The sequence below is a fragment of the Gemmatimonadaceae bacterium genome (genome assembly GCA_036504815.1).
GTDB lineage: Bacteria > Gemmatimonadota > Gemmatimonadetes > Gemmatimonadales > Gemmatimonadaceae > PNKL01.
Window position 1 is genome coordinate 235,707 of the sequence record DASXUN010000030.1, and the last position, 26,551, is coordinate 262,257.

Consider the following 26,551-nt stretch of genomic DNA (forward strand, 5'->3'; position numbering starts at 1 on the left):
AGTCCTCGGATATGCTACCCGGGTCCTTTGCCGACGTCCCCTGCCTTCGTGCGAGGCCCCGCTTCGGCGGACGCCAGCACGAGGCACCCACCCGAGCGACTCGCTGGGTTCCCAATGCGCCGCGCGCCGTACCGCCAAATGCTGGAGGACACTGCGCTCGCGCCGCGGCGGACCGGGGCTGGTGCCGGCTCTCCCGTCCTGTACCGGCCCGGCAGCGATCGATTCCCCTCTCACCCTCGGAACACGCTCCAATGAAACGCTTCCTTCTGCGGACGGCCGCCGCTGGCCTGGCCTGCCTCCTCGCGTCGATCCCGGCCCAGGCCCAGACCGACATCGTGACCGACATGCTGAGCCTGCGCATCCAACTGCGAGGCCAGATGATCGCGGAGCACTCGGATTTCGGCGCCGGCAATGACCGGCTCGGCGATCGCACCGATCTCCGGCTCCACCGGTTTCGCATCACGTTCACCGGGATGTTCGATAGCACCTACGGGTTCGTGATGAACACCCACAGTGCCATCAGTGGCACGAAGTCCGGCATCGTCGGCCATACCATTTCCACGGCGGATACCGACTTCAACGACAGCGGCGTCAGGCTGCTCGATGCGTACTTCATCGCGAACTACAACAAGTACGTGAATTTCAAGTTCGGACTCACGAAGATCCCGATGACTCGCGGGAATCTCGACGGCTGCTTCGACCCGATCGGAATTGACCGGTCGCTGTGGGCGTTCACGGGATACGGAACGTCGCCGATCAAGGCGAGTCGGGACATGGGCGTGAACATGTGGGGCAAGCTCTTCGGTGGCCGCTCCGTGTACCAGCTCGCGGCCTTCCAGGGACGCGAGGGATTCGCCCGCACGACGCACCCGTTCAGCGGGGCAACCGTGACGTCGAGCCAGACGCCGGGGAACTCGCTGCTCTACGTCGGGCGCATCCACTACTCGCTGCTCGACGCGGAGGCGGACGGCTCGGGCTACCAGGGATCGTATCTGGGCGACTTGAAGGTGCTGACGTTCGGCGTCGGAATGGGGCACGAAAGCGACGCCATCTACAAGAACGTCACGTCGGCGGGCGTGGTGTCGAACGAGGAGACGGTGGACTACAACGCCCTCACCGCCGACATGTTCTTCGAGTACCCGACCTCGGCCGGCACGGTCACCCTGACCTCCGCCTACATCAAGGTGGATTTCGACGATGTCTACAAGACGAACCTCAACCCCGGCGACCTGCTCACCAACTACGGCGGCGTGAACGGGCAGAAGGACGGCTTCTATGTGAAGGGCGCCTTCCTCCTGCCCAAGAAGTTCGGGAAGGAAGGCAAACTGCAGCCCTACGGCTACTACGAGAAGTTTGACGTCGCGGCGATCGCGGGCGTGAAGGAACAGACCATCACGCAGAAGGCGATCGGCGTGAACTGGTACATCCGCGGCCAGAACGTCCGGTTCACCACGGAGTACCTGAAGAACGAATTCGCCAAGCCCACCGGCCTGATTGGCGGCCGCGTCAATGCTTCCAACCAGCCCATCGATCTCGTCACCGAGAACACCTCGCTGCGCGCGATGTTCCAAGTCGCGTTCTGAGTGCACCCGACCACCGTTACCTCTCAACCAGGGATTCCACGATGCTCAAGTACCTCTTCCTTCCCATGCTGCTTCTTACGCTCGGTTTCTCGCCGGCGAATGCGGCACCCGATGATCCAGCCGGCGCGGTCACGTCCGTCGAAGGCACTCAGGTGACGCTGACAGTCACTGGCGCTATGCCGACGTGGGCCAGAAAGGGTGGCTATGTATCGGCCTTCACCGCCGAGGGGAAGCTCGTCGTCCGTGGTGCGAAGATCGTGAAGGTCGACGGGAACATCCTCACGGTCACGTCCCCCAAGGCCAAGGAGCTGAAGGTCGGAAAGGCGTACAAGCTCGCGAAGGCGAGAGTCACTGAAGGCTGTTAGCGATCGCATGGGGGGTGGGTGCGACTCGCCTTCTGAAGTACCAAGCGGGGCGGCCATCGGCGCAATGCCGGTGGCCGCCCCGAGGAGCCGCAATTCGAGCGCACGGACGGCTCGGGCCGGCGGCAAGCGGCGACGCTACCGGTGCATCGCGATCGGGATGCGCCGCTGGCCGAACGACCCGTCGAACGGGCGAAACCGGCCCGCGATGCCGGTGCCGCATGCCGGGCAGTGCCCGTCGGGCGTCAGCCGGTACTGGTCAATGCGATACCAATCGCGCGCGATGAGCGTCACGCCGCACCCGGGACAGACCGTGGCGCCGCCCTCGGTGTCGTGCACATTGCCCGTGTAGACGTAACGCAGCCCGGCGCGCTGCGCGATGTGGCGCGCTCGCGTCAGGGTCGCTGCCGGCGTCGGCGGCAGGTTGCGCATCTTCCAGTCGGGATGGAAGGCCGAGAAGTGCAGCGGCACGTCCGGACCGAGCTCGCGCGCGATCCAGCGGGACATCGCGTCCAGTTCGTCGTCGCTGTCGTTGCACCCCGGGATCACCAGCGTGGTGATCTCCACCCAGACGTCGGTCTCGTGCGTCAAATACCGCAGCGTGTCGAGCACCGGCTGCAGGTGGCCGCCGGAGAGCGCGACGTAAAAGTCCTCGGTGAATGCCTTCAGGTCGACGTTGGCCGCGTCCATCTTGGCGTAGAATTCGCGGCGCGGCACGTCGTTGATGTACCCCGCCGTCACCGCCACCGTCTTGAGTCCCGCGGCGTGGCACGCGTCGGCGGCGTCCATCGCATACTCGGCGAAGATCACCGGATCGTTATAGGTAAACGCCACGCTGGCGCAGCCGGCCTCGCGCGCGGCCGCCGCGATCTCCGCAGGCAGGGCGCGATCGACCAGCGTGTCCACCTCGCGTGACTTGGAGATGTCCCAGTTCTGGCAGAACTTGCACGTCAGGTTGCACCCCGCCGTGCCGAACGAGAAGACCGACGTTCCCGGATAGAAGTGATTGAGCGGCTTCTTCTCGATGGGATCGACGCAGAACCCGGACGACCGGCCGTACGTGGTGAGCACCATCGTCCCGTCCACCATCTGCCGCACAAAGCAGAGGCCGCGCTGCCCCTCGTGCAGCCGGCACTCGCGCGGACAGAGGTCGCACTGGACGCGACCGTCCGGCAGCGCGTGCCACCAGCGCGCCGGGTGGCGCGATTCGGGACTGAGCATCGCGTTCACTCGTGCCACTTCGCGACCGTGAATCGCGACAGTTTCACGCCGGACGCCCAGAATCTTCCGGGAAGGCCCGCCTTCTCCTTCAAGTGAAAGAGGAACTCGGCGGGCTTCGGGAGCTGCTCCCACACCTGCGGGAGATAGACGCTGCGATGGCGCCCGTATTCACACAGCACGCCGTCGACGTTGGGCCGCAGCGCCGAGAGCGCCTCTGTCTCGCTGGCCACCGTCATCGGTTCGGGCGCCGACAGCAGCGACACCTCCACGCGCACGTCCTCGAACTCGGTGTGCTTCAACGGGCGGAAGCGCGGATCCTGGAAGGCCGCGGCGACAGCGTTCTCCTGCACGTCCTCGCCCAGTGGGCGACGCGCCTCGATGGAGCCGATGCACCCGCACAGCTTGCCTCTCTTCGTAAGTGTCACGAAGGTGGCACCCGGTTTCGACAACCACGACGCATCGGCCGCCGCCGGCGTGCGCAGGCCAAGCGCTGCCCCGATGGCGCCGCGCGCGAGCCGCAGCAGCATGGCGCCCTTCACCTCCTCCGCGACCACGCCGGTGCGGGCGGCATCGTCCGCATCCACGGACACCGAGTCACCGCTCGCCGGCAGGAAGGCGAACGCGGCGTACCCCACCACACGCTCCGCATCACCCGCCGTCTGGCTCGAGTTGCGCACGTCGAGCACCACCGGCTTCAGGCCGTGCCGCTGCGCCGCAAGCAGCAGGCCGTTGATCGGCGTGGCCCCGCAGGCCTGACGATGCCCGATATGGTGGTTCAGTTGCAGGATCGCCGCCACCGTATCGGCATCCACGCGGCGGGCGACCTCATCGGGGAGGTAGTGCGAAAGGTCGGAACTGATCACGAGGAGTGTCTCGTCGCCGCCCCAGGCGAGGTCCAGCACGTCCGCCACCTGCGCCGCACTCGCCTCGCCCACCACCAGCGGGACCAGCTGGAAATCGCCGAGCACCTGCTGCAGAAACGGGAGCTGCACCTCGAGCGAGTGCTCGGGCTCGTGCGCGTCATCGTTGCGCGAGACGTGCGGCGAGGCATCAAGCTGTCGCATTACCTCGACGTCGAGGGCAACCTCACCGAAGGGGGTGCGGAAGCGGTCGCTCGTCGGCAGCGCGAGCCCCCGCAGCATCACGTGATGGGCGGGGCCGAGCAGCACGACCCGGCGATACCGGTCGCGCAGCGGCGCGAGTTGGGCGTAGGCGCTGGCAGCGATCGGTCCCGAGTAGATGTAGCCCGCGTGCGGCACGATGAGCGCCTTGGGCGCTCGCTCGAGCGCGGCGCCTTCGGGCCGTGCGAGCAGTTCGACAACGTCCTGCTTGAGCGAAGCGGGACGGGCGGCGTAGAACATCCCCGCCACGGCGGGAGGACGAACGGTGGTCATGGGGAATGACCTCGACGATCCGCGCGTTGCGCGTTGATCTCCGTGGGTGGAGCCTTCGGCCGCACCGGCGTCCGAAGGTCTGTCCTACGCTACTGTGCGCCGCGGCGGATTGCCATACGCGCCGGGGGCTCGGGGCGTTCCGGCGTCACGTCCGGAACACGTCGAGCGCCAATTCCACCTTCCCGAACGGCGCCGACACCTGCACGCCCTGCACCACCGGCCGCACCCGATCGAGCATCTCCCGCGCGATGGCGATCCCTTCGGCCACGGCGTGATCCTTGGACTTCTCGTTGGCGCGCCCCATGCGCTCGATGACGGCCGACGGCACCGTGACCCCGGGCACTTCATTTGCCAGGAATTCGGCGTTGCGCACCGACACGAGCGGCCAGATGCCGGCCACGACGGGGAGATGATGCTCCTCGATGCGCCGTACGAACGACTCGAGTTGCTCCGTGTCAAAGACCGGCTGCGTGACCGCGAACTCGGCGCCCGCCTCCACCTTCCACGCGAAGCGCTTCAGTTCGTGTTCCACGTCGATCGCGACCGGGTTCACGCCGACGCCGATCACGTAGCGCGTGGGGGCGCCAATGCTGTTGCCGCCCGGATCGACGCCGTGGTTGAGGCGGCTCACGAGATTCGTGAGGCCGATGGCATCGATGTCGAAGACCGCGGTCGCATCGGGATACGGCCCCATCTTGGGCGGATCGCCCGTGACGAGCAGCACATTGTGCAGGCCGAGCGCCGACGCGCCGAGCAGGTCGGAGAGCATACCCAGCAGGTTGCGGTCGCGGCAGGCGTAGTGGGTGACCGTCTCGATGCCGCAGGCCTGCTGGATGAGCACGCTGGTGGCGATGGCGCTCATGCGGCTTTGCGCGCGCGGGCCGTCGGGGACGTTCACGGCGTCCACGCCGGCGGCCTTCAGCTTGCGCACCTCGTCGAGCATGCGCGATGGCTCGACGCCGCGGGGCGGCACGATCTCGACACTGGTCACGAAGGCGCCGGCCGCGAGCTTTCGTCCCCACGCCGAGCGCTCGCCCAGCGCCACCGGCTGCACCGCGTGCGACTCGTGGTGCGCGGCCACCCGCGACAGTCGCCCGCCGCCGGCCGAACCCTCGACCGTCGCGTGGCGCGGCACCAGCGGGCGGACGCCGTCCACCATCGCGCGGATGTGGTCGGGCGTCGTCCCGCAGCAGCCGCCGATCAGTCGCACGCCGGCCTGGATCAGGTTGCGCGCATACGTCGACATGTACTCGGGGCTCGCCATGTACATGCGACGCCCGCTGACCTCGCGCGGCATGCCGGCGTTCGGCATCGCCGAGAGCTTCTTCGACGTGACCGGCACCATGCGCTCGATCGCCTCGAGGATGGTCTGTGGTCCCACGGAACAGTTGAGGCCGATGATGTCCGCGCCGCTCTCCTCCAGCGCCTCGGCCACTTCCTCGGGCGGCACGCCAAACGACGTGACGCCGTCGGGGCCCACCGTCATCTGCGCGATGACGGGGAGGGCGGGGTCCACGGCGCGGGCCGCCTTCACCGCCTGCGCGATCTCGTTCAGGTCGCTGAACGTCTCGAGGATGAAGCAGTCCACGCCGCCCTCGCGGAGGGCGCGCATCTGCTCGGCGAAGAACTCCTGCGCTTCCTCGCGCGAGGTGGGACCGTACGGCTCGATGCGCAGGCCCAGCGGGCCCACCGCCCCCGCCACCAGCGCCTGCTCGCCGGCCGCGTCGCGGGCCAGCGTCGCGGCGGCCACGTTGAACTCGCGCACGTTCGCCTCGAGCCCGTAGTGCTGAAGCTTGGGCCGGTTGGCGCCGAAGGAGTTGGTCTCCAGCAATTCCGCGCCGGCGCGCACGTAGTCGGCATGGATGCCGCGCACGAGGTCGGGCTGGCGGACGTTCAGCTCGTCGTAGCACTGGTTGATGAAGACGCCCTTCGCGTACAGCACGGTGCCCATCGCACCGTCGGCGATCACCACCTGCGCCGGATCAACGAGCCGATGCCGCAGCTCGTCGCGTGTTGCGCTCATGTCGCCTCCGCCGCGGTGCGCACCGCGTAGTACTTGCATTCCGGATGGTGGAGAACGATGGCGGCCGTGCTCTGCTCGGGGACGAGCTGGAATGCCTCGGTGAGCGTCATGCCGAGCGCCTGTTCCGCGGGGAGCAGCTTGAACAGCTGCCCGTGGTCGTCGAGATCGGGGCACGCGCCGTACCCCCACGAGTAGCGCTTGCCCTGCACCGGGTCGACGCCCAGTTCACGGCGGATGTGCGCGTGCATCCACTGCGCGGTGGCCTCGGCCGCCTCGACGGCGAGGCCGTGCACCAGGAAAGCCTCGCTGTACTCGCCGGCGGCCTGCAGCGCGGCGAACCGGGCCGCGGCCGCCTCGCCCACGGTCACGATCTGCAGGGCGATCACGTCCACCTCGTCGCTGGCGACCGGGCGCACGTAGTCGGCGAGGCAGAGATGCTCGCGTCCCACCTGGCGCGGGAAGTTGAAGCGTGCGATCTCGCGGCGCGCGCCGCCGTCGCTCTCGAACGCGGCGGGATCGTAGACGACCATCGCATTGCCATCGGCCTGGGCCGGGAAATAGCCGTACACCGCCTGCGGCTGCAGCCAGCCCTCGCGCGTGGCGTCGGCCTCGAGGCGCTGGCGCATGGGCTCGAACTCGGTGCGGACGAGGGTATCGAACGCCTCGCCCGAGCCGCGGCCGCCCCACTGCAGGCGGTAGAGCTCGTCGAGGTCGAGCAGGTCGAGCACTTCGCGCAGGGGGATGTCGTGCAGCACCCGCGTGCCGAAGAACGGCGCGCGCGGCACGGGCACGTCGGTGCGCACGGCGCTGCGCGCCCCGCCGGCCTCACCGGCACGGACGTCCTTGCCGACGTTCGTGTGCAGGAACACGTCGTTGCGCGCATCGGCCATCAGCTGCGCCGTGAACGAGGCACGCACCGCCGGATCCTGCAGGCGGTCCATCGTCTCGAGCCCCTCAAACGCGTCCTTGCAGTAGAAGACCCCCGGCTCGTACGCGCGTTCACCCTCCACGAACATCGCGCGGCGGCCAAAGCGGCGATTGATCGCCGCGCCGCCGATGAGCACCGGCAGCTGCAGTCCGCGCCGGTCGAGTTCCTGCACGCACAGCGGCATCTGCTTCGAGGTGCTCACGAGCAGGGCGCTGAGCCCGATGGCGTCGGCCTTCAGCTCGATGGCCTTGTCCACGATGGTGTTCACCGGCACCTGCTTGCCCAGGTCGTGCACCGTGTAGCCGTTGTTGGCGAGGATCGTGTTCACCAGCGACTTGCCGATGTCATGCACGTCGCCGTAGACCGTGGCGAGCACGACGGTCCCCTTGGTGTATCCCGCCTGCCGCTCGAGGAATTGCTCGAGGTGCTTGACCGCCCGCTTCATCACCTCGGCGCTCTGCAGCACGAAGGGGAGGATCAGTTCGCCCGCGCCGAACTTGTCGCCCACTTCCTTCATCGCCGGCAGCAGCACCTCGTTGAGCACACGCACCGGCTCCGCGCGCACCCCGGCCGCATCCAGCGCGTCCTCGATGCCTTCCTTCTTCCGGTGCACCACCATCCAGTGCACGCGCTGGGCGGCGGTCATCCCCGCTGTGGGATCGGCCTTCTCTCCCGTCTCCCGTCTTCCGTCTCCCGTCTGTTGGAAGTGCTCAAGGAACTTCTGCAGCGCATCCGGCCGCCGATTGAAGATCAGGTCGTCGGCGAGCGCCCGCTCCGTCTCCGGGATCTCGGCGTACGGCGTCACGTGCGCCGGATTCACGATTGCCGCGTCCAATCCGGCCTGCACGCAGTGGTGCAGGAAGACCGAGTTGAGCACGCCGCGCGCCTCGGGGGCGAGGCCGAACGAGACGTTGCTGACGCCGAGGATCGTGAGCACCCCCGGCAGCGAGCCCTTGATGGCGCGGATCCCGTCGATCGTCTCGTGCGCCGAATCCACCCACTCGGCGTCGCCGGTCGCCAGCGTGAAGGTGAGCGCGTCGAAGACCAGGTCGTCGGGCGACAGCCCGTACTCGCCGACCACGATGTCGTGGATCTTGCGGGCCACCTCGAGCTTGCGCGCCGCCGTGCGCGCCATGCCGTGCTCGTCGATGGTGAGCGCGACCAGCGCGGCCCCGTGGCGCTTCGCCAGCGGCACCACCGCCTCGATGCGCGCGCGCCCGTTCTCCATGTTGATGGAGTTCACCAGCGCGCGCCCCGGCACGTGCTCGAGCGCGCGGGCAATGACGTCCGGCTCCGTGGAGTCGATCATCAGCGGCGTCTCCACCGACTGCGACAGCAGGCGCACCACCTGCTCCATCTGGTCGGCCTCGTCGGCGCGTTCGGTGACGGCCACGCAGACGTCCAGCACGTGCGCCCCACCGTCCACCTGCTCGCGCGCGACCTCGAGGATGCCCTCGTAATCCTCGGCGAGCAGCAGCCGCTTCACCTTGCGCGAGCCCTGCGCATTGACGCGCTCGCCGACGAGCAGCGGCGCGGGGTCCTGGTGCAGCGTGATGGCGCGCATCGCCGAGGAGGCGCGCGGCACATGGTGCGCGCGCGGGGCGAAGGGCGCGGTCACGGCGGCCGCCGGCGTCCCGGTGCCGGCGGCGGGCGTGGCGTCGCCGCGCACCGCCCGCACCACCGCCTCGAGATGCGCCGGGGTCGTGCCGCAGCAACCGCCCACCACGCGCACGCCGAATTGCTGCACGAAGTCGCGGAGCGCCTCGGCCATCGGCGCCGGCTCGAGCGGATAGACCGCGTCCCCGGTGCCGGTGTTGAGCGGCAGCCCCGCGTTGGGAATGCAGCTGATCGGCCGCGTGGCGTGCTCGGTGAGATAGCGCACCGGCTCGCGCATGTGCTCGGGGCCCGTGGAGCAGTTCAGCCCGATCACGTGCACCGGCAGGGCCTCGAGCGTCGTCATCGCGCTGGCGATGTCCGTGCCGAGGAGCATCCGCCCGCTCGTGTCCAGCGTCACCTGCGCCTGCACGGGCAGGCGATGCCCCGTCTCGGCAAAGAGTTGCTCGAAGCCGGCGATCGCCGCCTTGACCTCGAGAATGTCCTGCGACGTCTCCACGAGGAGCACGTCCACGCCCCCTTCGGCGAGGTACTTGGCCTGCCAGTAGTACTGCTCGGCGAGCGCGTCGAACGTGATGGCCGAGAGCGCGGGGTCGCTGGAACTCGGCAGCATCCCCGTGGGCCCGATGGAGCCGGCGACGAAACGCGGATGGCTGATGGTGGCGAACTTCTCGCTCGCGGCTCGGGCGAGGCGCGCGGCGGCAACATTGATGTCGCGCGCCTTGTCCTTGAGGCCCCACTCCGCGAGACGCCGCGGCGTGCTCTGGAAGGTGCAGGTCTCGACCACGTCGCAGCCGACGGCGAGGAACGACTCGTGGATCGCCTGGATGACGTCCGGGCGCGTGAGCACCAGATGGTCGTTGCATCCCTCCAGCGCCGCCCCGCCAAAATCCTCGGGCGTCAGGTGATACCGCTGGATGCTCGTCCCCATGGCGCCGTCGAACACGAGGACGCGCCGGCCGAGGGCGGCGAGATAGGCGGAACTGACGGCGGGAGGAGTGTGAGGCAAGAGTGCGGTGGCGTGGTGAGGAGCGAGGAGTGGCGCGGGGGCGGGAAAAATGAAAGCGCCCACGGCGACGAGGTGCCCCGGGCTGGCGCTTTAGCGAAGGATTAACGTGGCCGCAATTTGCCCGAAATCGCCACGTGGAACGGTTGTCTTCCTAATGATCGCTCGCCTTCGCGCCGAATTGCAAGGGAACGCCAGTGTTGCGGCGTTCGCCGCTGGTCCGGCGCGCGCCTAGACGCCCGGGCGCGATTCCGGCGGAGTCGGCGGCGTCACGCCGCGTCCCGTGTGACGGATGCGCGCCTGCACGTGCATCGCCAGCGCGATGAGGCGGGCGCGCTCCAGCGGCAGGCGGAGTTCCGCGAGGACGGCGCGACGTACCGGGGCGGGGAGCGGCGTGTCGGGATTGCCGAAGACGACGACTGCGCCGCCCGGCGCCAGTCCGAGCGCGCGCAGAGCGGCGGCGTTCGAGAGCAACTCGCGCTCGACGACGGCGAGCAGCGGCGCGGCCGCGGTGGCGACGAAGGTCGCCTCGGCGATGGAGCCGGCCGTCAGCACGTGGTGGCCAGCGGCGGAGAGTGCCTGCGCGATGCCTTCTACCAGCGCCGCGTCGGCGCCGACAAGCAGAATGGAGGCCACGGTCAGTTCGAAAGGTGGCGAGAAGTCATGATTCAGGGGCGAGCAGCCGCGCGGTGGCGGCGGAAGGGTCGATACCGTCAACATCCACGAGCTTCTGCCGGCTGCCGTGACCGGCGGCGATGCGCACCGCGCGCAGCGGTACCCCGAGGGCGCCGGCGATCACCGCGATGACGGCGTCGTTGGCGGCCCCCTCGACCGGCGGCGCCTGCACCCGGACGCGGAGCGCGTCGCCGTGCGTGCCATCGATCCCCGGCCGCTTGGCCCGCGGCTGCACGTGCACGGCAAATCGGATGCCGGCGTCGCGGGGGCTGACGGTGAACGCCATCAGACGATCCGCACGAGGAAGCCCTGCACCAGGTCGAGCAGGAGATACGCCACGAACGGCGTGATGTCGATGCTCATCACCAGCGGAATGAAGCCGCGCAGCGGGTGCAGCATCCACTCGGTGAGGGCGTACGACCAGCGCACGTACCAGGCGAACGGCGCCGGCCGGATCCACGACACGATCACGCGCACGATGATCGCCACGCGCAGCAGCGAGAAGGTCCACGACACGACGAGTCGGTACAGGCCGGCGAGGCCGCCGTTCAGCATCCCCGCGGCGATGGCCACCTGCTCGCGCAGGAAGCCCAGCAGTTCGAGCGCGACGATGCCCGCCAGCACGACCACGACCAGCGTCCACCACGGCGCGGCGGCCGCATGGCCGCCGGCGCGCACGAGGCGGCGCTCCACGGGGGCGATGAACGGGCGGATGTTCGTGCGGAGGACGCCCGCGAACGCGCCAAATGGGTTGATGCGGCGCGTGCGCACCATCCAGTCGAGCACGCAGAAGATGAGGACGGCCAGGGCGAAGGCCAGGAAGCCGCCGCGCAACGCGTTGATCAGATAGTCGAGGCCGTCCAGCAGCGCGTTCACGCCGAAAAATTTGCGTGAACGCGCCGCGATCAACAAGGCATCGTCAGATCTTGCGTTTCGGCGCGAAGATGAGTCGCAGCACCTTCGGCAGCGCGCGGATCGCCGCCGGCACGGACGCGCCGTGCGCCGCCACGAGGAACGCGTCGATCTCCTCGCGGTGCGACGGGCCGTAGCCAAACCACCACGGCTGCCGCCACGCCTGGAACCAATCCGCCGTGATGGCCTTGGTGCGCACGCATTCCTGCAGGCCGAGGTCGCCGTGCACCTTCCCGAGGCCACTCGCCTTGTAGCCGCCGTGCGGCACGTCGCTCACGCCCGCCGACGTGCAGGCGTCGTTGATCAGCACCGAACCGGCCTGCAGCCGCTGTGCCACGGCGACGCCGCGCGTCACGTCGGCCGTCCAAACGCTTGCCGAAAGTCCCTGCGTGGTCTCGTTGGCGCGCGCGATCGCCTCCTCGACGTCGCGCACCTTGAGGACCGGCAGGAGCGGGCCGAACGTCTCCTCCGTCATCACGCGGCTCTCCGCGGGCACGGCGGTGAGAATCGTCGGCGGGAAGTAGCAGTCACCGGCCGGGATGTCGAGGCGCAGCGTCTCCACGGCGCCTCGCGCCAGCGCATCGGCGTGCTGCGCGGCGATCGTCGCGCGCTGCTCCGGGCGGATCATCGGTCCCACGTCGGTGGCATCATCCGTCCCCGGGCCGACCTTGAGCTGGCTCACGGCCCTGGTGAGCAGCGCCAGGAACTCATCGTAGACGCTGGCCTCGACGAACACGCGCTTGGCGGCGACGCACGTCTGGCCCGCGTTGGAGAAGCGACCCCACGCGATGCCGCTCGCGGCGTGCGCCAGGTCGGCGTCGGCGAGCACGATGGCGGGATCACTCCCGCCAAGTTCCAGCGCGCACGGAATGAGCCGCTGCGCACAGGCCACCGCGACCTTGCGCCCCGTCGCCTCGGAGCCGGTGAAGAAGACCTTGTCCACCGCCTCGCACAGCGCCGCGCCGGTGGCGCCCGCGCCGTGCACGACCTGATAGACGTCCGCGGGCACCCCGGCCTCGTGCAGGCACTCCTTCACCAGCTCCGCGATGCCCGGCGTCCACTCGCTCGGCTTGTTGACGACCGCATTGCCGCAGAGCAGTGACGGCAGCGCGGAGCTGAGCGGCAGGAACATGGGGTAGTTCCACGGCGAGATGACGCCGACGACGCCGTAGGGCTCCCGTACGAGGGTTGCCCGCTTGCGCCATGCGGCGAGCATCGTGCTGCGACGCCACCGGGCGCGCAGGAAGCGCGGCGCGGCCGCCGCAAAGTGGTCGGCCAGCGCGAGGGTCACGCCGATGTCCACGCCGAGCGCTTCGCCAATGGGCTTGCCGTTCTCGCGGGCGACGAGCAGCGCCGCCTCCTCGCGCCGGGCGAGGAGTTTCTGCGTGAACAGCCGAATGGCGTCGGCGCGCACGCGCGGCGGAAGCGCGGCCCACGCTGGCTGAGCGGACCGGGCCCGCGCGACGGCAGCGTGGACGGCTGCGGCGTCGGCTACGGGATAGCGCCTCCAGACCTCACCCGTGGCCGGGTCACGCGACTCCGGAAGCCGGCCGCCGGCCGTGGGTTGGATAGCGAGGGCTTCGGCATCAGGGCTGAGCACGAACGATTCCCGGGCGAGAGGTGACTCAGACAATGCCACGCTAACTGCGGGGCCGCCAGCGTGTAAGGAATGTGACGCCACATCGTGGGGGCGGGTATGTGAAGTGCGGGATCGCGGCGAGGTACTGCTGTCAATTTCCGAACTGTACGCAGCCGCAAGCTGTTTGTTCGCAATGGGTTACGTGTTTAGCAGGTCGTACCAAGCGGGACGATGGAGGCCTCCAGCCGATCGGGGCGCCTCCTCGGGATCTCGATCCGGAGCGTGATGGCATCGCAATCACGGCGCTTGGGGGCGGTAGCGAGGGAGGAGTCGCCCGGGGTATTGTGGGCTATCCAACCAGCCAACCCGACCCCCGTGCGAGAGAACTCCGACATCGACCCCGCGATCCCGTTGCGTGCGCGCGGCGGGGACATGGAGGCGTATGCGGAGCTCGTGGAGTTCTTCCACGTGCGTTGTCTGCGTTACGCGCGGTACATGCTGGGCGACGACGAGGATGCGGAAGAGGCGGTGCAGGACACGTTCGTGCGGGTGTATGACCACTTGGGGCAGTTCCGCCAGGACGCCCGCTTCGAACCGTGGCTGTTCCGGATTCTCGCGAACCGGTGCCGGACGGCGCGCGAGCGCCGGCGGCGGCGTGAGTCGCTGGTGGTGACGGGCGAGTTGCCCGCCGTGGCGTCGGCGGTGGCGGTGGAGTCAGCGGAGACGTCGCGGGACGTGATGGAAGAGGTGGAGGCGGCGCTGGAGTCGCTGCCCGCGGAGCAGCGGGAGGCGTTCCTGCTGCGCCACGTGGAAGATCTGTCGTACGAGGACATGGCGGTCATTACCGGAGTGCGGCTTTCCGCACTTCGCATGCGGGTGAAACGCGCGTGTGACGCGTTGCGCATCCGCCTGCAACAGGAGAAGTGATATGCTGGACGCACATGACGAACTGATCGATCGGGCGGCGGCGACGCTGCGGCGACGGCAGGCGCCGAATCCGCGGGTGGTGTCGCGGATTCTGGGCACCGTCGAGGGACGGCCGCGCCGCTGGTGGCGCGCGGTCACCTGGCCGTCGGCGCCGTTCTCGCTGGCGGCGACGGTGACGCTCGCGGCGGCCGGGCTGGTGATCGGCTTCCTGGGGTCCGAAGCCACGGGCGTGGACGCCACCCGGAACACGCTGGCCGCGGCGCCGGGGGCGCAGGTGCTGCCGGTGGTTCCGGCGGCGCGCGCGACCGGCGAGGCGGTGCCGGTGCCGGTCCAGTTCACCCTGCGCGGCGTCCGGGCGTCGACCGTGGCGCTGGTGGGCGATTTCAATGGCTGGTCACAGACGACCACCCTACTCGAGCCGGGCGCCGAGCCCGGCACGTGGAGCGTGACCCTCCCGTTGTCGACGGGGCGGCACGTGTATGCGTTCGTGGTCGATGGCCGTACCTGGATGACCGATCCGCGGGCGCAAACGGCCCGTGATCTGGACTTCGGGCGTGCAAACTCCGTACTTATCGTGCAGGCACCGTGATGATCCTTCGTCGATTCCTCCTGCTTTCGCTTGCGTCCAGCGCTGCCGCCACCGGAGCGCGCGCGCAGGCGGCCCGCCTCGACGCCTCGGCCGATCTTGGCCTGCGGCGCGCGGTGGAACGCGAGCTCGTGGCCGCACGCGCCATCGGGCTGCCTGAAGGCCTGCTGGTTGCCAAGGCCAATGAGGGCATCGCCAAGCGCGCCACGCCGAAGCGCATCACGGATGCCGTCGCCGCCCTTGGAAAGCGGCTGCAGGTTGCGCGCGATCAACTCGCGCCCAACCCAAGCGACGACGAGATTGCTGCCGGCGCCGACGCGCTCTATGTCGGCGTTCCCGCGCCCATGCTGAAGAAGATGCGCGCGGCCTGGCCCAACCGGTCGCTGGCCCTCCCCCTCGGCGTGCTCACCGAGCTCGTCGCGAAGGGACTGCCGCCGGGACGCGCCGCACAGGTCGTGACAGACCTGATGGCGCGCGGAGCCACCAACGTGCAGCTGTACGCGCTCGCGCAGTCGGTCCAAGGCGACGTCGCCGCCGGCTGGGCGCCGGAAGCTGCACTCGATTTGCGCGCCCGCGGGGTGATGTCGCTCCTGCCACCTGCCCCCGCCGCGTCCGCGTTCGCCAATCCGCTTTCGCGGAGGCCGTGACGCCCATGCGATGAGGGGTCTCGCCGCCGTCTGCTTGCTGCTCGCCGCATCCCAACGTGCGGCGGCGCAGGCCCCAGATGAGATTCGCGTGGAGGCAGGCGCCGCCCAGGTGCGGCAAGCCGGCAACCGGTGGCGCTCGGCTGCGCTCTTCGGCGTCACGTGGCGCCGCACGCAGGAGCGCTTCGTGACCACCGCGAGCGGTTCCGTCACGGCCGCGCGGGACTCCATCGATACCGCGCAGGGATTGCTCGCGGTCCGCTATCAGGTTGCGAAGTTCCCGCGATGGCGCGTGGAATCGGGAATGGCCGGCGCCATCTTCGGGCTCACCTCGCTGACCGGTGGCGGCAACGCCGCGGCCTTCACGCGAGTCCAGCGCGCCAGCGGCACGCACGGCGTTTGGGCAGGAGGCGCCGGTGGACTCACGAACCGGCTGGGCCGCAACATGCAGGCGTCCGCCTTCGATGTCGGCGCCTGGGGCGAATACAAGCGCACTTCCGGGACCGTCGCCGCCGTCGTCACCCGCTCGCATGACACCGACCTGCTCGCGGCGAGCAGCATCCCGTCGCGGCGTCCCGTCGGCCCGTACACCGTCCGCGACGCGACCATCACGCTCCAGCAGACGTTCTCGGCATTCGACCTGGCGGCCGTCGGCACCCGACGGACCGGCGAAGGCGTCGCGCCGAAGGTGAATGACCGCGCATTCATGCTGGCCGCCGCGTTCTACCTCTCCCCGGTCGTGGCGCTCACCCTCTCGGGCGGCCGGCAGCTCGCCGACCCGCTGCGTGCCCTCCCGGACGCCAAGTTCCTCTCCGCCTCCGTGCGCGTCCTTTTCCTGCGCCGCGACCCCGCGGTGCTGCAGATCGATCGCTACGGTGCCATCGCCCTCATGAAGTCCGACCGCGATGGCGGCGCCACGCTCACCATTCGCGTGCTGGCCAACGCCAACGCGCGCGTGGAAGCGTACGGCACGTTCAGCGGCTGGCAGCCGGTGCCGATGCAGTGGGTGCTCGACGCCTGGGAGTTGCAGGTGCACCTCCCGCCGGGCCCGCAGCGCGTGGCCGTCCGTGTCAACGGCAGTCAGTGGCGCGCCCCGGCGAACTTGACGAAGGTCACGGACGAGTTTGGCGGCGAGGCGGGGATGGTGGTGGTTCCATAGGGCGGAGAACGACAGAGTACGACAGAGTACGACAGAGGACGGCAGCGAACTGCGGCCGAGACACGCTGGCGCATCGGCGCGTGCACGGCATATTTGCCTCTCGGCCGCGCTCTGCCCTCAGCCATCAGCCATCAGTCATCCGCCTTCCGCCCTCCGCCACTCGTGAGGCCTCCATGGATCGCCGCCACTTCTTAGCAGGCCTCGCTGCCGCGGGCGTCACGCTTCCCGCCTTCCGGGCGACGGCCATGCAGCAACTCGCGAAGGCGCGCAGCATCGCGGGCCATCGGCCGCCGGGCGCGCTGGCCGACGACGAACTGTACTGGGCGCAGATCCAGCGCGCCTTCGACGCCGATCGGACGATGATCAACCTGAACAACGGGGGGATCTCGCCGACGCCGTCGCACGTGCTGGAGCAGATGATCCGCGACCTGAAGTTCACCAACGAGCTTCCGGTCGAGCACATGTGGCGCGTGCTCGAGCCGCGCATGGAAAGCACGCGGCGCGACCTCGCGCGCGACTTCGGCTGCGACCCGGAGGAAATGGCGGTCGTCCGCAATGCGTCCGAGGCGCTGGAGACCATGATCTTCGGCATTGACCTCAAGCGCGGCGATGAGGTCCTGCTCACCAACCAGAACTACCCGCGGATGATCACGTCGTGGCAGCAGCGCGAGCGCCGCGAGGGGATCGTGCTCAAGCAGATCTCCTTCAAGGTGCCGCCGCCCAGCGACGCGTACATCGTCGAGCAGTTCCGCCAGGCGATCACGCCGCGCACGAAGGTCATCGAGGTCACGCACATCACCAACCTCACCGGGCAGATCCTCCCGGTGCGCGAGCTCGTGAAGATGGCGCGCCCGCTGGGCATCGAAGTCTTCGTGGACGGCGCCCACGCCTTCAACCATTTCCCGTTCACGCGCGACGAACTCGACGTCGACTACTACGGCACGTCGCTGCACAAATGGACGCACGCCCCCATCGGCACGGGCTTCCTCTACGTGCGCAAGGCCAGGATTCCGCAGCTCTGGTCGCTGATGGGCTCCACGGCCGGCAACCAGGCGAACATCCGCAAGTACGAGGAGATCGGCACGCATCCGCAGGCGAACTTCAACGCGGTCTCCGCGGCGCTCGCGTTCAGTCGCGGCATCGGCGCCGAGCGCAAGATCGCCCGTTTGCGCTACCTGCGGGACCGGTGGGCGAAGCGGCTCCTCGCCTCCAGCGACCGCGTCAAGGTGCTCACGCCGCTCGACAATGACCGCGCGGGAGCCATCTGCCTCTTCAGCGTGGACGGCATCGATCCGGGCAAGCTTGGCGGCTGGCTGCTCAGCAACCACCGCATCGTGACCACGCCGATTGGACATCCGGAGTTCAGCGGCATCCGCATCACCCCAAGCGTCTACACCAGCGTCGACGAAGTGGACACCTTTGCCGATGCGGTGCTGAAGGCGATCGCGAAGGGGATTGCATAGGCGGCCGGGGCGGCCATTGACGTACCACCGCCGGCGCTGAGGGAATTCCGCATGGCATCCCGGATCCAGGGAGTACGCGCGAGCCGACTGCTGGTGGTCGACGACAGCGACTTCGACCGCAAGATGATCGCCACGGTCCTCGCCCACGAGGGCTACGAGATCGCGCATGCGTCGTCCGGGGCCGCCTGCCTGGAGATCGTGGCGACCTTCGACCCGGACCTCATCCTGCTCGACGTGATGATGCCGGGCATGGACGGATTCGAAGTCTGCCGCACCCTGCGCGCCACGCCGCGGCATGCGCGCATCCCGGTGCTCATGGTCACGGGGCTGTCGGACGCCGAGTCCATGGTGAAGGGGCTCGAAGCGGGCGCCGATGACTTTCTGGGCAAGCCGTTCAACAAGTGGGAACTGCGTGCGCGCGTGGCGGCGCTCATCCAATTGGGTGTGCAGCAGCGCGCCCTCGCCGAGCACGACCGGTTCAACTGGGCGGTGGAGCACGCCGACGACGGTTTCGTGCTCGTGGACCGCGCCGACCGCATCCTGCACTGCAACGTCAGCGGCCGCCGCTACCTGGGCTTCGGCGAGCATGACGCCATCGAGGGGCTCTTCGTCGAACGACTGGCGCGCGACAGCGTGCCCCAGCCCGCCGACGCGTGGGAACGGTGGGGCGCTCCCGACGGACGGAATCAGCCCTTCCGCCTCGTGCGCACCGTCCCGGGCGGCCGCCTCAGGGAGTGGGTGCTGGTCACGCCGCACCAGAACCCCGACGATCCGGACGGGATGGTCGTCGTGGCCCTGCGGGATGTCAGCCAGCAAGTGGAGCGCCAGATGCGGCAATTCGAGTTCCACGAACTCGTGTCGCACAAGCTGCGCACGCCGCTGGCGAGCATGGTCGGCGCGGTGGATTATCTCGCCGCCGTGCGCGCCGAGTTTCCGGACGCGCGCGCGCAACAGCTGCTCGACATCGTGGTGCGCTCGACCAACCGGCTGCGCGAGTCCGTGCAGGAGGTCCTCGAATTTGCCGGTGAAGGCGCACCGCGCGAACTCCCCATGCCCGCGGCGCAGCTGCCGCAGCTGGCCCGCGACGTCGCCGCGGACGTCGAGGTGGAGTTGTCCGAGCTCGACGTCGCCGACGGACTGCCCGAGCTGCCCGTGGCACTCGGCGAGGTGTCGCTGCGCGCCATCCTGCGCGAGCTGATGCAGAACTCGCGCCGCTTCCACCCGTCGGGCCGTCCGTCCGTCGGCGTCCGCATTGCCGGCGTTGGCAAGGACGCGCTGCGCATCGAGGTCGAGGACGACGGCGTCGACATGACGCCGCGGCAGCTCAAGCGCGCCTTCGAACCGTACGTGCAGGGCGATCCGGAGCTCACCGGTGAAGTGCCGGGCATGGGGCTCGGTCTTTCGGTCGTCGCGACGCGGGTCTGGGGCGTGGGGGGACGATGCGCGATCGAGAACTGCGGCGTCCGTCCCGGCGTGCGCGTGCGACTCGACCTGCCGCTGGTCGTTCCCTGACGCGCGCGCCGCGACGGCTGGCGCCGCCGCGTGGAGCTTCTCCACGCGAGGACGGGCGGCGGTGAGTCGCGCGCTATAGTTTAGCGCGACGGAACTCCCTTACCCCGCCACTCATGGCCGCCCGAAAGACAACGACAAAGACCAGCCCGAAGTCCGCCGCCGCGAAGCCCACCCGCGCCGCGGCGAAGTCGTCCGCGAAGCGACGCAATCCAGCATCCAAGGCCACGACGAAGTCGAAGTCGCGTACCGCAGCGCCGGCGGAGGGTCCGTGGGCCGCCGTGTTCGCTCCACGCGCGAAGGGTGAGCGCCGATACTGGCTCGTGAAGTCGGAGCCAGGCGTCTTTTCGTGGAACGACCTGATGGCCGCGGCCGATCGCTCCACGCACTGGGATGGCGTGCGCAATCATGCCGCGCGCAACTTCCTGCGCGATGGCATGAAGCACGGCGATCTCGTCTTCTTCTACCACTCGAGCGCCGAGCCCGCGGCGATCGTCGGCATCTGCGCGGTGGTGCGCGAGGCGTATCCGGACCCCACCGCCTTCGATCCGGCGCACCACGGATTCGACGAGGACTCGTCGCCCGCCAAACCCACCTGGTACATGGTGGACCTGCGCGCCGTCGAGCCGCTGACGTCGCCCGTCACCCTCCCGATGATCAAGCGAACGAAGGCGCTCGCGCAGATGGCGCTGCTGCGGGTTGGCCGCCTCTCGGTGACGCCCGTGACGGCCGCGGAGTGGAAGGCGATTCTCGAACTCGCCCGCGGGTGATGCGGATGCACGCGGACCGCCGCGCGCTTCGCCGCGCCGCGCTTCGCCGCGCGCTCCGTGGCGCGCTCGCTGGTGTGTTGCCGCTGGCGCTGGCGGTCATGGTGACCTCGCGCTCGCTTGGGGCGCAAGGCAGGTCGGCGCCCGCGACAAGACCATGGCTGGACGCTCGGCGCCCCGTGCGCGAACGCGCGCGGCTGCTGCTCGCGCGCATGACCCCCGAGGAGAAGTTCTGGCAGCTGTTCATGTCGCCGGGCGATCCGGTGCGCGACAGCGCCGCCTTTGTCCACGGCGCGTACGGGGTGCAACTGCTCGATCTCCGTGAGCCGTCGGCGGGCGGCACGGCGGCGGCCGCGGCACGGGCGGATTCGGTGCAGCGCTTCTTCGTGGAACGGACGCGGCTGGGCATTCCCGCCATTCTCTTCGAGGAGGGCGTGCACGGCCTGATGCAGGCTGGCGCCACGGTCTTCCCGCAGGCCATCGCGCTCGCGGCCACCTGGGACACCGCGCTCGTCGGCGGCGTGGCCCGCGAGATTGCACGACAGGCTCGCGACCGCGGCATCCGGCAGCTGCTTGCGCCGGTCGTCAACCTGGCGCGCGACCCGCGGTGGGGACGCGTCGAGGAGACGTACGGCGAGGATTCGTGGTTGAGCGCGGCGATGGGTGCTGCGTACGTGCGTGGCCTGGAGGGCAACGGCGTCGTGGCCACACCCAAGCACTTCGTGGCCAATCATGGCGACGGCGGACGCGACAGCTACCCGGTGAGCGCGGACGATGCGACGCTGGAGGACCTGCATCTGCCGCCGTTCCGCGCGGCGATCGTCGGTGCGGGGGCACGCGCGGTGATGGCGTCGTACAACAGCGTGAACGGTGTGCCGGCCTCGGCCAGCCGCCGGCTGCTGACCGAAGTGCTGCGCCGGCAGTGGAACTTCACCGGGGTCGTGATCTCCGATGCCGGCGGTGTGGGCGGCGCGAACGTCCTGCATCACACCTCCGCGGATTACGCCGAGTCCACGGCGCGGGCGCTGCGGGCCGGTCTCGACGTGATCTTTCAGGGCTCCGTCGAGTCGGCGCCACTTTTCCGTGCGGCAATCACGCGGGGCCTGGTGCCGGCCGCGACGCTGGATCGGGCGGTGCTGCGCGTGCTGCGGCTCAAGTTCGCGCTGGGCTTGTTCGAGCATCCGTTCGCGCGCCCAGGTCGTTCAGGGAGCTTGATGCGGGAAATGGACGTGGCTGTCGCGTCGCTCGTGCTCCTCCGCAACGAACGCCGGACGCTCCCGCTCTCGCCGCTCACGCGTCGCATTGCGCTGATCGGCGAGGACGCGGTCGCGATGCGCACCGGGGGATACAGCGTCCGCCCCGTCGTCGAGAAGTCGCTCGCCGCCGCGCTGCGCGCGCGCCTGCGAGACTCCGCTGCGGTGCGGACGGCGTCGGGTCCGGGCCTCGGGCGCGCCCCCTGGGTGCTCGTGCCGCCCGAGGCGCTGACGCATGACTCGGCGGGTCGCGCCAGGCCCGGACTCAGCGCCGAATACTTCGCGAACGCTGCGCTCACGGCGCCGGCGTCAAGCACGCGCATCGACCCGGGCGTGGATGCGTCCTACTCGTTCCTGCCGCCCGCGCCGGGACTGTCGACGGACTGGTTCTCCGTGCGCTGGACGGGCGAGGTGCGCGTCCCCGCCGACGCGCCGGTGCGCGTCGCGGTCGAGGGCGACGATGGCTATCGGCTCTGGCTCGACGACACCCTCGTCGTCGACGGCGAGCCAAAAGTCTCGTTCGGCACGCGGTCCACGCGAACGACGGTCCGCCCGGGCGTGCATCGGCTGCGGCTCGAATATCGCCAGACCACCGGGACGGGGCGGGTGCGGCTCCTGTGGGATGCCGGCGTGCACGACGACGCGGAAGCGCGCATCATCGAGGCGGTGGATGCAACACGCGGCGCCGACGTGGCCATCGTGACCGTGCGGGTGGACGAGGGTGAGTTCCGCGACCGGTCGACGCTGCGGCTCCCCGGCCGACAGGAGGCATTGATCGCGCGTCTCGCCGACACGGGCGTTCCGCTGGTCGTGCTCATCGTTGCCGGTGGCGCGGTCAACGCCGCGCCGTGGCTCGAGCGCGCCGAAGCGGTGATGCAGGCGATGTATCCCGGCGACTCCGCCGCCGAGGCCATCACGCAGGTGCTGTTCGGCGACGTCGCGCCGGGTGGCCGGCTGCCGTTCACCGTGCCACGCAGCGATGGGCAGCTGCCGCTCGTGTATGACCACCTCCCCACGGGGCGCGGTGATGATTATGTGGATCTGACCGGGCAGCCGCTGTTTCCGTTCGGGTATGGGCTCACCTATGTGCCCTTCGACTACAGCGGCCTCGAGATCACCGGCCGTGCGCGAAGCATGCGCGACACCGTGCACGTCACCGCGTGGGTGCGGAACATGGAGCGGACGCCGGGGCGGATCGCGGGCGACGAAGTGGTGCAGCTGTACGTGCGACACATGACGGCACCGACCGCGCAGCCCGTCCTTTCGCTGCGGGGGTTCGCCCGCGTCTCACTGTCTCCCGGCGAGGGGCGGCGGGTACAGTTCGACGTGCCGGCCGCGGCGTTGTTCGTGCGCGACGAGCGCGGCGCGCGCGTGCCGCCGACGGGCCCGATTGAATTCTTCGTCGGCGCGTCGTCGCGCGACATTCGCCTGCGGGGCGTGCTGACGACGGCGGGAGGCAGGCCATGACCGATCACGACGGGCGCCGCGTGATCACGCGCCGCGACTTCACAGCGATGCTGGCTGGCAGCACCGTCGTGGCGGGAGCAGGGATCGCATGGCCGCGCGGCGTACAGGCCCACGGCGCGGCATCGCACGACGCGCACGCGGCTCCGTCCTCCGGCACCTACACATTCGCACGGCCGCGTCCCACCCCGGCCCAGCTGGCGTGGCAGCGCGACGAGTTCGCGCTCTTCCTGCACTTCGGCGTCAACACCTTCACCGACCGCGAGTGGGGCGACGGCACCGAGAGTCCGGCGATCTTCAATCCGGCCGCCCTCGACGCGCGGCAGTGGGCGCGCGTGGCGCGCGACGCCGGTGCGCGCTGCGTCATCCTCACCGCCAAGCATCACGACGGGTTCTGCCTGTGGCCCACGAAGACCACGAGCCACTCCGTCGCCCGCAGTCCGTTTCGCGGGGGCGCGGGCGACGTGGTGCGCGAGTGCGTCGCGGCCGCGCGCGCCGAAGGCTTGCGCGTGGGACTCTATTGCTCGCCGTGGGACCGCAATGCGCCCGCCTACGGCGACTCGCCGCGCTACAACGACCTGTACATCGCGCAGCTGACCGAACTGCTCACGCAGTACGGCGACATCGCCGAGGTCTGGTTCGACGGCGCCAATGGCGAAGGGCCCAACGGCCGGCGGCAGGTGTACGACTGGCCGCGCATCTGGGGAACGGTGCGGCGTCTGCAGTCCCGCGCGGTCATGTTCTCGGACGCCGGCCCCGACGTCCGCTGGATTGGCAACGAAGTCGGATCGGCGGGTGATCCAAATTGGTCCACGGTCGATCCGGCGATCGTGACGGCCCCCGGCGTGGACGGTCCCGAGATCATCCGCTCGCTGCAGCACGGCGACCGCGATGGCTCCGTCTGGCGCCCGGGGGAGACCGACGTGTCCATCCGGCCGGGCTGGTTCTATCATGCCGCCGAGGACGCCAGGGTGAAATCGGTGGACGCCCTGATGCAGATCTGGTTCTCGTCGGTCGGGCGCAACAGCAAGCTCCTGCTCAACGTGCCGCCGAATCGCGACGGCGTGATCGCCGACGCCGACGCGCAGCGCCTGCGGGAGTTCCGCGCGGCGCGCGACGTGCTCTTCTCGCGTGAGTGCACTCCGCCGCGCTGGCGGTGGCGTTCACTGCCCGGCCCGGGCCTCGAGGGAGGTGCCGCCCTGCCGGCGCCGGCCGCGCTCGCCGTCGTCCGGCTCGCCGAGCCCATCGAGTACGGCCAGCGGATCGCGCGCTATCGGGTCGAAGGCGACCGCGGTGACGGCACGTGGATCCCGCTCGCGGCGGGCCAGACCATCGGGCACTGCAAGCTCGACCGCGTCGATGCGACGGCCACGGTCACCAGGGTGCGCGTGATCGTCGACGAGGCGGTGGCGACGCCGCTCCCTATCGCCGTGCGCCTGTTCGCCGCAACGTAGTTCGCCAGCAACGCGGCCCCCCGGCGCGTAGCATCCGTGACGGCACTGCGCCGCCGTGCACGGTGATCACATCGACCCGGGTTCCCGCAATGACCTTCCGCTCCATCGCCTGCCTCGCGGCCGCGCTTGCGCTCGCCGCGTTACCCGCCGCCGCCCAGCGCGGCGCCCCGCGCTCCGACGGGCCATCCGGCCCGCCCAAGGTGCACGTCGTCCCGGGCATCCGCAGCGGCCCCAGCGCCTTCCCGCTCGCCAACTACGAGCAGGTCAAGCCGGTCGTCGCCGGCCAGATGGATTTCAAGCACTACCACACGAGCGTCGAGATCGAGGAGTGGATGCGGAAGTGGGCGAAGGAGCATCCCGACTTCGTGGAGCTCACGTCCGTCGGCAAGAGCTTCGGCGGCCGCGACATCTGGCAGCTGACGCTGACCGACAAGAAGACCGGCAAGGACACCGACAAGCCCGCCGCCTTCTTCGAGGGCGGCCGGCACTCGGGGGAGATCACGGCGACGGAGAGCGCGCTGTATCTCGCCTGGTACCTGGTGGAGAACTACGGCAAGGACCCCGAGGTCACGAAGCTGCTCTCCACCAAGGCCGTGTACATCAAGCCGATGAACAATCCCGACGGCTCCGATATGTACCGCCTGACGGCGCAGGCCAATCGCAGCAGCGTGCGTCCCTACGACGATGATGGCGACGGCCTGCTCGACGAGGATCCGCCCGAGGATCTCGACGGCGACGGCTTCATCATGCAGCTCCGCAAGTACGTGGGGCCCGGCAAGGGCGACGCGGTCAAGGACTCGCTCGACAAGTCGGGGCGCCTGATGCGCCGCGTCGGCCCCGGCAGGGGCGATTACCTGCTGCTGCCGGAAGGGATCGACAACGACGGCGACGGCCGCGTGAACGAGGACGGCGTCGGCGGCCTCGACCTGCACCGCAACTACCCGGAGAACTGGCGGCCGATGCGCGAGGCGACCGGCCGCGGCTGGACGCAGGGCGGCGCGGGCGAGTATCCGCTGTCGGAACCGGAGACGCGTGCCGTGGTGCTCTTCCTCATGTCGCACCCGAACGTCAGCGTGGCCAACTCGATGGATACCGCGGTGCCGATGATGCTGCGCGCGCCGTCGACGTGCGAAGAGACCGAGTGCATGTATCCCGCTGACCTGAAGTTTTACCAGCACTTCGATTCGGTGGGGATCGCCAAGACCAGCTATCCGTGGGCGGGCGACGTCTATCGCGTCTACAACACCCGCACGCCCGTCAATCCGTTCACGGGCGACTCGGCGCGCCCGGCCCCGCTCTTCGGCCACGGGCCGGACTTCGGGTACTTCCAGTACGGCGCCATCTGGTACGGCGACGAACTGTGGAACGGCGGCCGGGAGAAGGACTACAACAAGGACGGTCGCATCGACGAGTACGAGGTGCTGCGCTTCTGTGACGAGGACTACGGCGGCAAGTGCTTCAAGCCGTGGACCAAGTTCAATGCCGGCGGCACGCTGGGCGAAGTCGAGGCGGGCGGCTACAACCCGAAGTTCTGGTCGCAGAATGCACCGCCCGAGTGGCTCGAGAAGTGGGCGCGCAACGAGGCCATGTTCAACCTCTATCTCGCGTCGTCGCTCCCGCACGTCGAAATCGTCAGCGTGACCTCGGCGCCCGTGAAGCTGGCCAAGGGCGCCAAGGTGCCCGCCGACTCGGCGACGCACGAAATCAGGATCACCCTGCGCAACGACGGCCGGCTGCCGACCGCGCTCGACATGGCCAAGCGGGTGAAGATTGTCCGGCCGGACATGCTGATGCTGCGCGGCGAGGGCGCCAACACGCGGGTCATCGGCCGGGTGCCGGAGTTCTGGGTGACGGGCGGCGAGACAAAGGTCGTCACGCTGCGCGTGAAGGCGGGGACCGGCGATCCCGACCGCAAGCTGACCGTGCGTTACCTGAGCACGCGCGGCGGCATCGCGGAGGCGAAGCACCAGATTGCGCCGTGAGTGACGGCGCGTGAACGGGGGCGTGCGGCGCATCTCGCCGCACGCC

At 69.5% G+C, this 26,551-nt stretch carries 20 protein-coding genes; 12 read left to right on the forward strand and 8 right to left on the reverse strand.

Annotated elements, in window-relative coordinates; translation table 11 throughout:
* The first annotated feature begins 251 nt into the window (after positions 1-251).
* Both extI and VGJ96_15110 read left to right on the forward strand, forming a co-directional pair.
* Positions 252-1,583: a selenite/tellurite reduction operon porin ExtI gene (gene extI / locus VGJ96_15105; protein HEY3288448.1), complete on the forward strand. Its 1,332-nt coding sequence runs from the start codon at positions 252-254 to the stop codon at positions 1,581-1,583.
* A 41-nt stretch (positions 1,584-1,624) separates the two neighbouring features.
* Entirely contained in the window at positions 1,625-1,948 is a 324-nt protein-coding gene (locus VGJ96_15110; protein ID HEY3288449.1) for a hypothetical protein, read from the forward strand.
* Positions 1,949-2,083: 135 nt separating this feature from the next.
* On the opposite strand, the gene amrS is transcribed toward VGJ96_15110, so the two are convergent.
* The 8 genes from amrS to VGJ96_15150 form a co-directional block, all read right to left on the reverse strand.
* Positions 2,084-3,166: an AmmeMemoRadiSam system radical SAM enzyme gene (gene amrS, locus VGJ96_15115; GenBank protein ID HEY3288450.1), complete on the reverse strand. Its 1,083-nt coding sequence runs from the start codon at positions 3,164-3,166 to the stop codon at positions 2,084-2,086.
* Between the two features lie 5 nt (positions 3,167-3,171).
* Positions 3,172-4,560: an AmmeMemoRadiSam system protein B gene (gene amrB, locus VGJ96_15120; GenBank protein ID HEY3288451.1), complete on the reverse strand. Its 1,389-nt coding sequence runs from the start codon at positions 4,558-4,560 to the stop codon at positions 3,172-3,174.
* A gap of 145 nt (positions 4,561-4,705) precedes the next feature.
* Entirely contained in the window at positions 4,706-6,583 is a 1,878-nt protein-coding gene (locus tag VGJ96_15125; protein HEY3288452.1) for a bifunctional homocysteine S-methyltransferase/methylenetetrahydrofolate reductase, read from the reverse strand.
* The gene (gene metH / locus VGJ96_15130; protein HEY3288453.1) at positions 6,580-10,134 is read right to left on the reverse strand and encodes a methionine synthase; all 3,555 of its coding nucleotides are present in this window, start codon (positions 10,132-10,134) and stop codon (positions 6,580-6,582) included. Before metH ends, VGJ96_15125 begins: the two co-directional genes overlap by 4 nt.
* 228 nt (positions 10,135-10,362) lie before the next feature.
* On the reverse strand, positions 10,363-10,767 hold the full coding sequence (locus VGJ96_15135; protein HEY3288454.1) for a hypothetical protein: 405 nt from the start codon (positions 10,765-10,767) through the stop codon (positions 10,363-10,365).
* Positions 10,768-10,792: 25 nt separating this feature from the next.
* A complete protein-coding gene (locus VGJ96_15140; GenBank protein ID HEY3288455.1) occupies positions 10,793-11,092 on the reverse strand; it encodes a DUF167 domain-containing protein in 300 nt (99 codons plus the stop codon).
* Positions 11,092-11,682: a YggT family protein gene (locus tag VGJ96_15145; GenBank protein ID HEY3288456.1), complete on the reverse strand. Its 591-nt coding sequence runs from the start codon at positions 11,680-11,682 to the stop codon at positions 11,092-11,094. The genes VGJ96_15140 and VGJ96_15145 overlap by 1 nt, the downstream gene beginning before the upstream one ends.
* A 43-nt stretch (positions 11,683-11,725) precedes the next feature.
* A complete protein-coding gene (locus VGJ96_15150) occupies positions 11,726-13,318 on the reverse strand; it encodes an aldehyde dehydrogenase family protein (GenBank protein HEY3288457.1) in 1,593 nt (530 codons plus the stop codon).
* Between the two features lie 354 nt (positions 13,319-13,672).
* Between VGJ96_15150 and VGJ96_15155 the strand changes: the two genes are divergently transcribed.
* The 10 genes from VGJ96_15155 to VGJ96_15200 all read left to right on the forward strand — a co-directional run bounded on the left by VGJ96_15155 (position 13,673) and on the right by VGJ96_15200 (position 26,505).
* Complete coding sequence (locus tag VGJ96_15155; GenBank protein ID HEY3288458.1) at positions 13,673-14,224, forward strand: RNA polymerase sigma factor; 552 nt, start codon at positions 13,673-13,675, stop codon at positions 14,222-14,224.
* Position 14,225: 1 nt separating this feature from the next.
* Positions 14,226-14,813, forward strand: a complete 588-nt coding sequence (locus VGJ96_15160) for an isoamylase early set domain-containing protein (GenBank protein HEY3288459.1) — start codon at positions 14,226-14,228, stop codon at positions 14,811-14,813.
* Positions 14,813-15,457: a hypothetical protein gene (locus VGJ96_15165; GenBank protein ID HEY3288460.1), complete on the forward strand. Its 645-nt coding sequence runs from the start codon at positions 14,813-14,815 to the stop codon at positions 15,455-15,457. Before VGJ96_15160 ends, VGJ96_15165 begins: the two co-directional genes overlap by 1 nt.
* A 10-nt stretch (positions 15,458-15,467) precedes the next feature.
* Positions 15,468-16,613 carry a glycogen-binding domain-containing protein gene (locus VGJ96_15170; protein ID HEY3288461.1) on the forward strand — a complete coding sequence of 382 codons (1,146 nt, stop codon included), beginning with the start codon at positions 15,468-15,470 and terminating at the stop codon, positions 16,611-16,613.
* A 173-nt stretch (positions 16,614-16,786) separates the two neighbouring features.
* Positions 16,787-18,076 (forward strand): aminotransferase class V-fold PLP-dependent enzyme, encoded by a 1,290-nt coding sequence (locus VGJ96_15175; GenBank protein HEY3288462.1) that lies wholly within the window; start codon positions 16,787-16,789, stop codon positions 18,074-18,076.
* A 51-nt stretch (positions 18,077-18,127) separates the two neighbouring features.
* Positions 18,128-19,588, forward strand: a complete 1,461-nt coding sequence (locus VGJ96_15180) for a response regulator (GenBank protein ID HEY3288463.1) — start codon at positions 18,128-18,130, stop codon at positions 19,586-19,588.
* A gap of 113 nt (positions 19,589-19,701) precedes the next feature.
* Positions 19,702-20,355, forward strand: coding sequence for an EVE domain-containing protein (locus VGJ96_15185; protein ID HEY3288464.1), 654 nt, complete (start codon positions 19,702-19,704; stop codon positions 20,353-20,355).
* Positions 20,356-20,360: 5 nt separating this feature from the next.
* The gene (locus VGJ96_15190; protein HEY3288465.1) at positions 20,361-23,072 is read left to right on the forward strand and encodes a glycoside hydrolase family 3 N-terminal domain-containing protein; all 2,712 of its coding nucleotides are present in this window, start codon (positions 20,361-20,363) and stop codon (positions 23,070-23,072) included.
* Positions 23,069-24,523, forward strand: coding sequence for an alpha-L-fucosidase (locus tag VGJ96_15195; GenBank protein HEY3288466.1), 1,455 nt, complete (start codon positions 23,069-23,071; stop codon positions 24,521-24,523). The genes VGJ96_15190 and VGJ96_15195 overlap by 4 nt, the downstream gene beginning before the upstream one ends.
* A gap of 89 nt (positions 24,524-24,612) precedes the next feature.
* Positions 24,613-26,505: a M14 family metallopeptidase gene (locus tag VGJ96_15200; GenBank protein ID HEY3288467.1), complete on the forward strand. Its 1,893-nt coding sequence runs from the start codon at positions 24,613-24,615 to the stop codon at positions 26,503-26,505.
* The last annotated feature ends 46 nt before the right edge of the window (positions 26,506-26,551 follow it).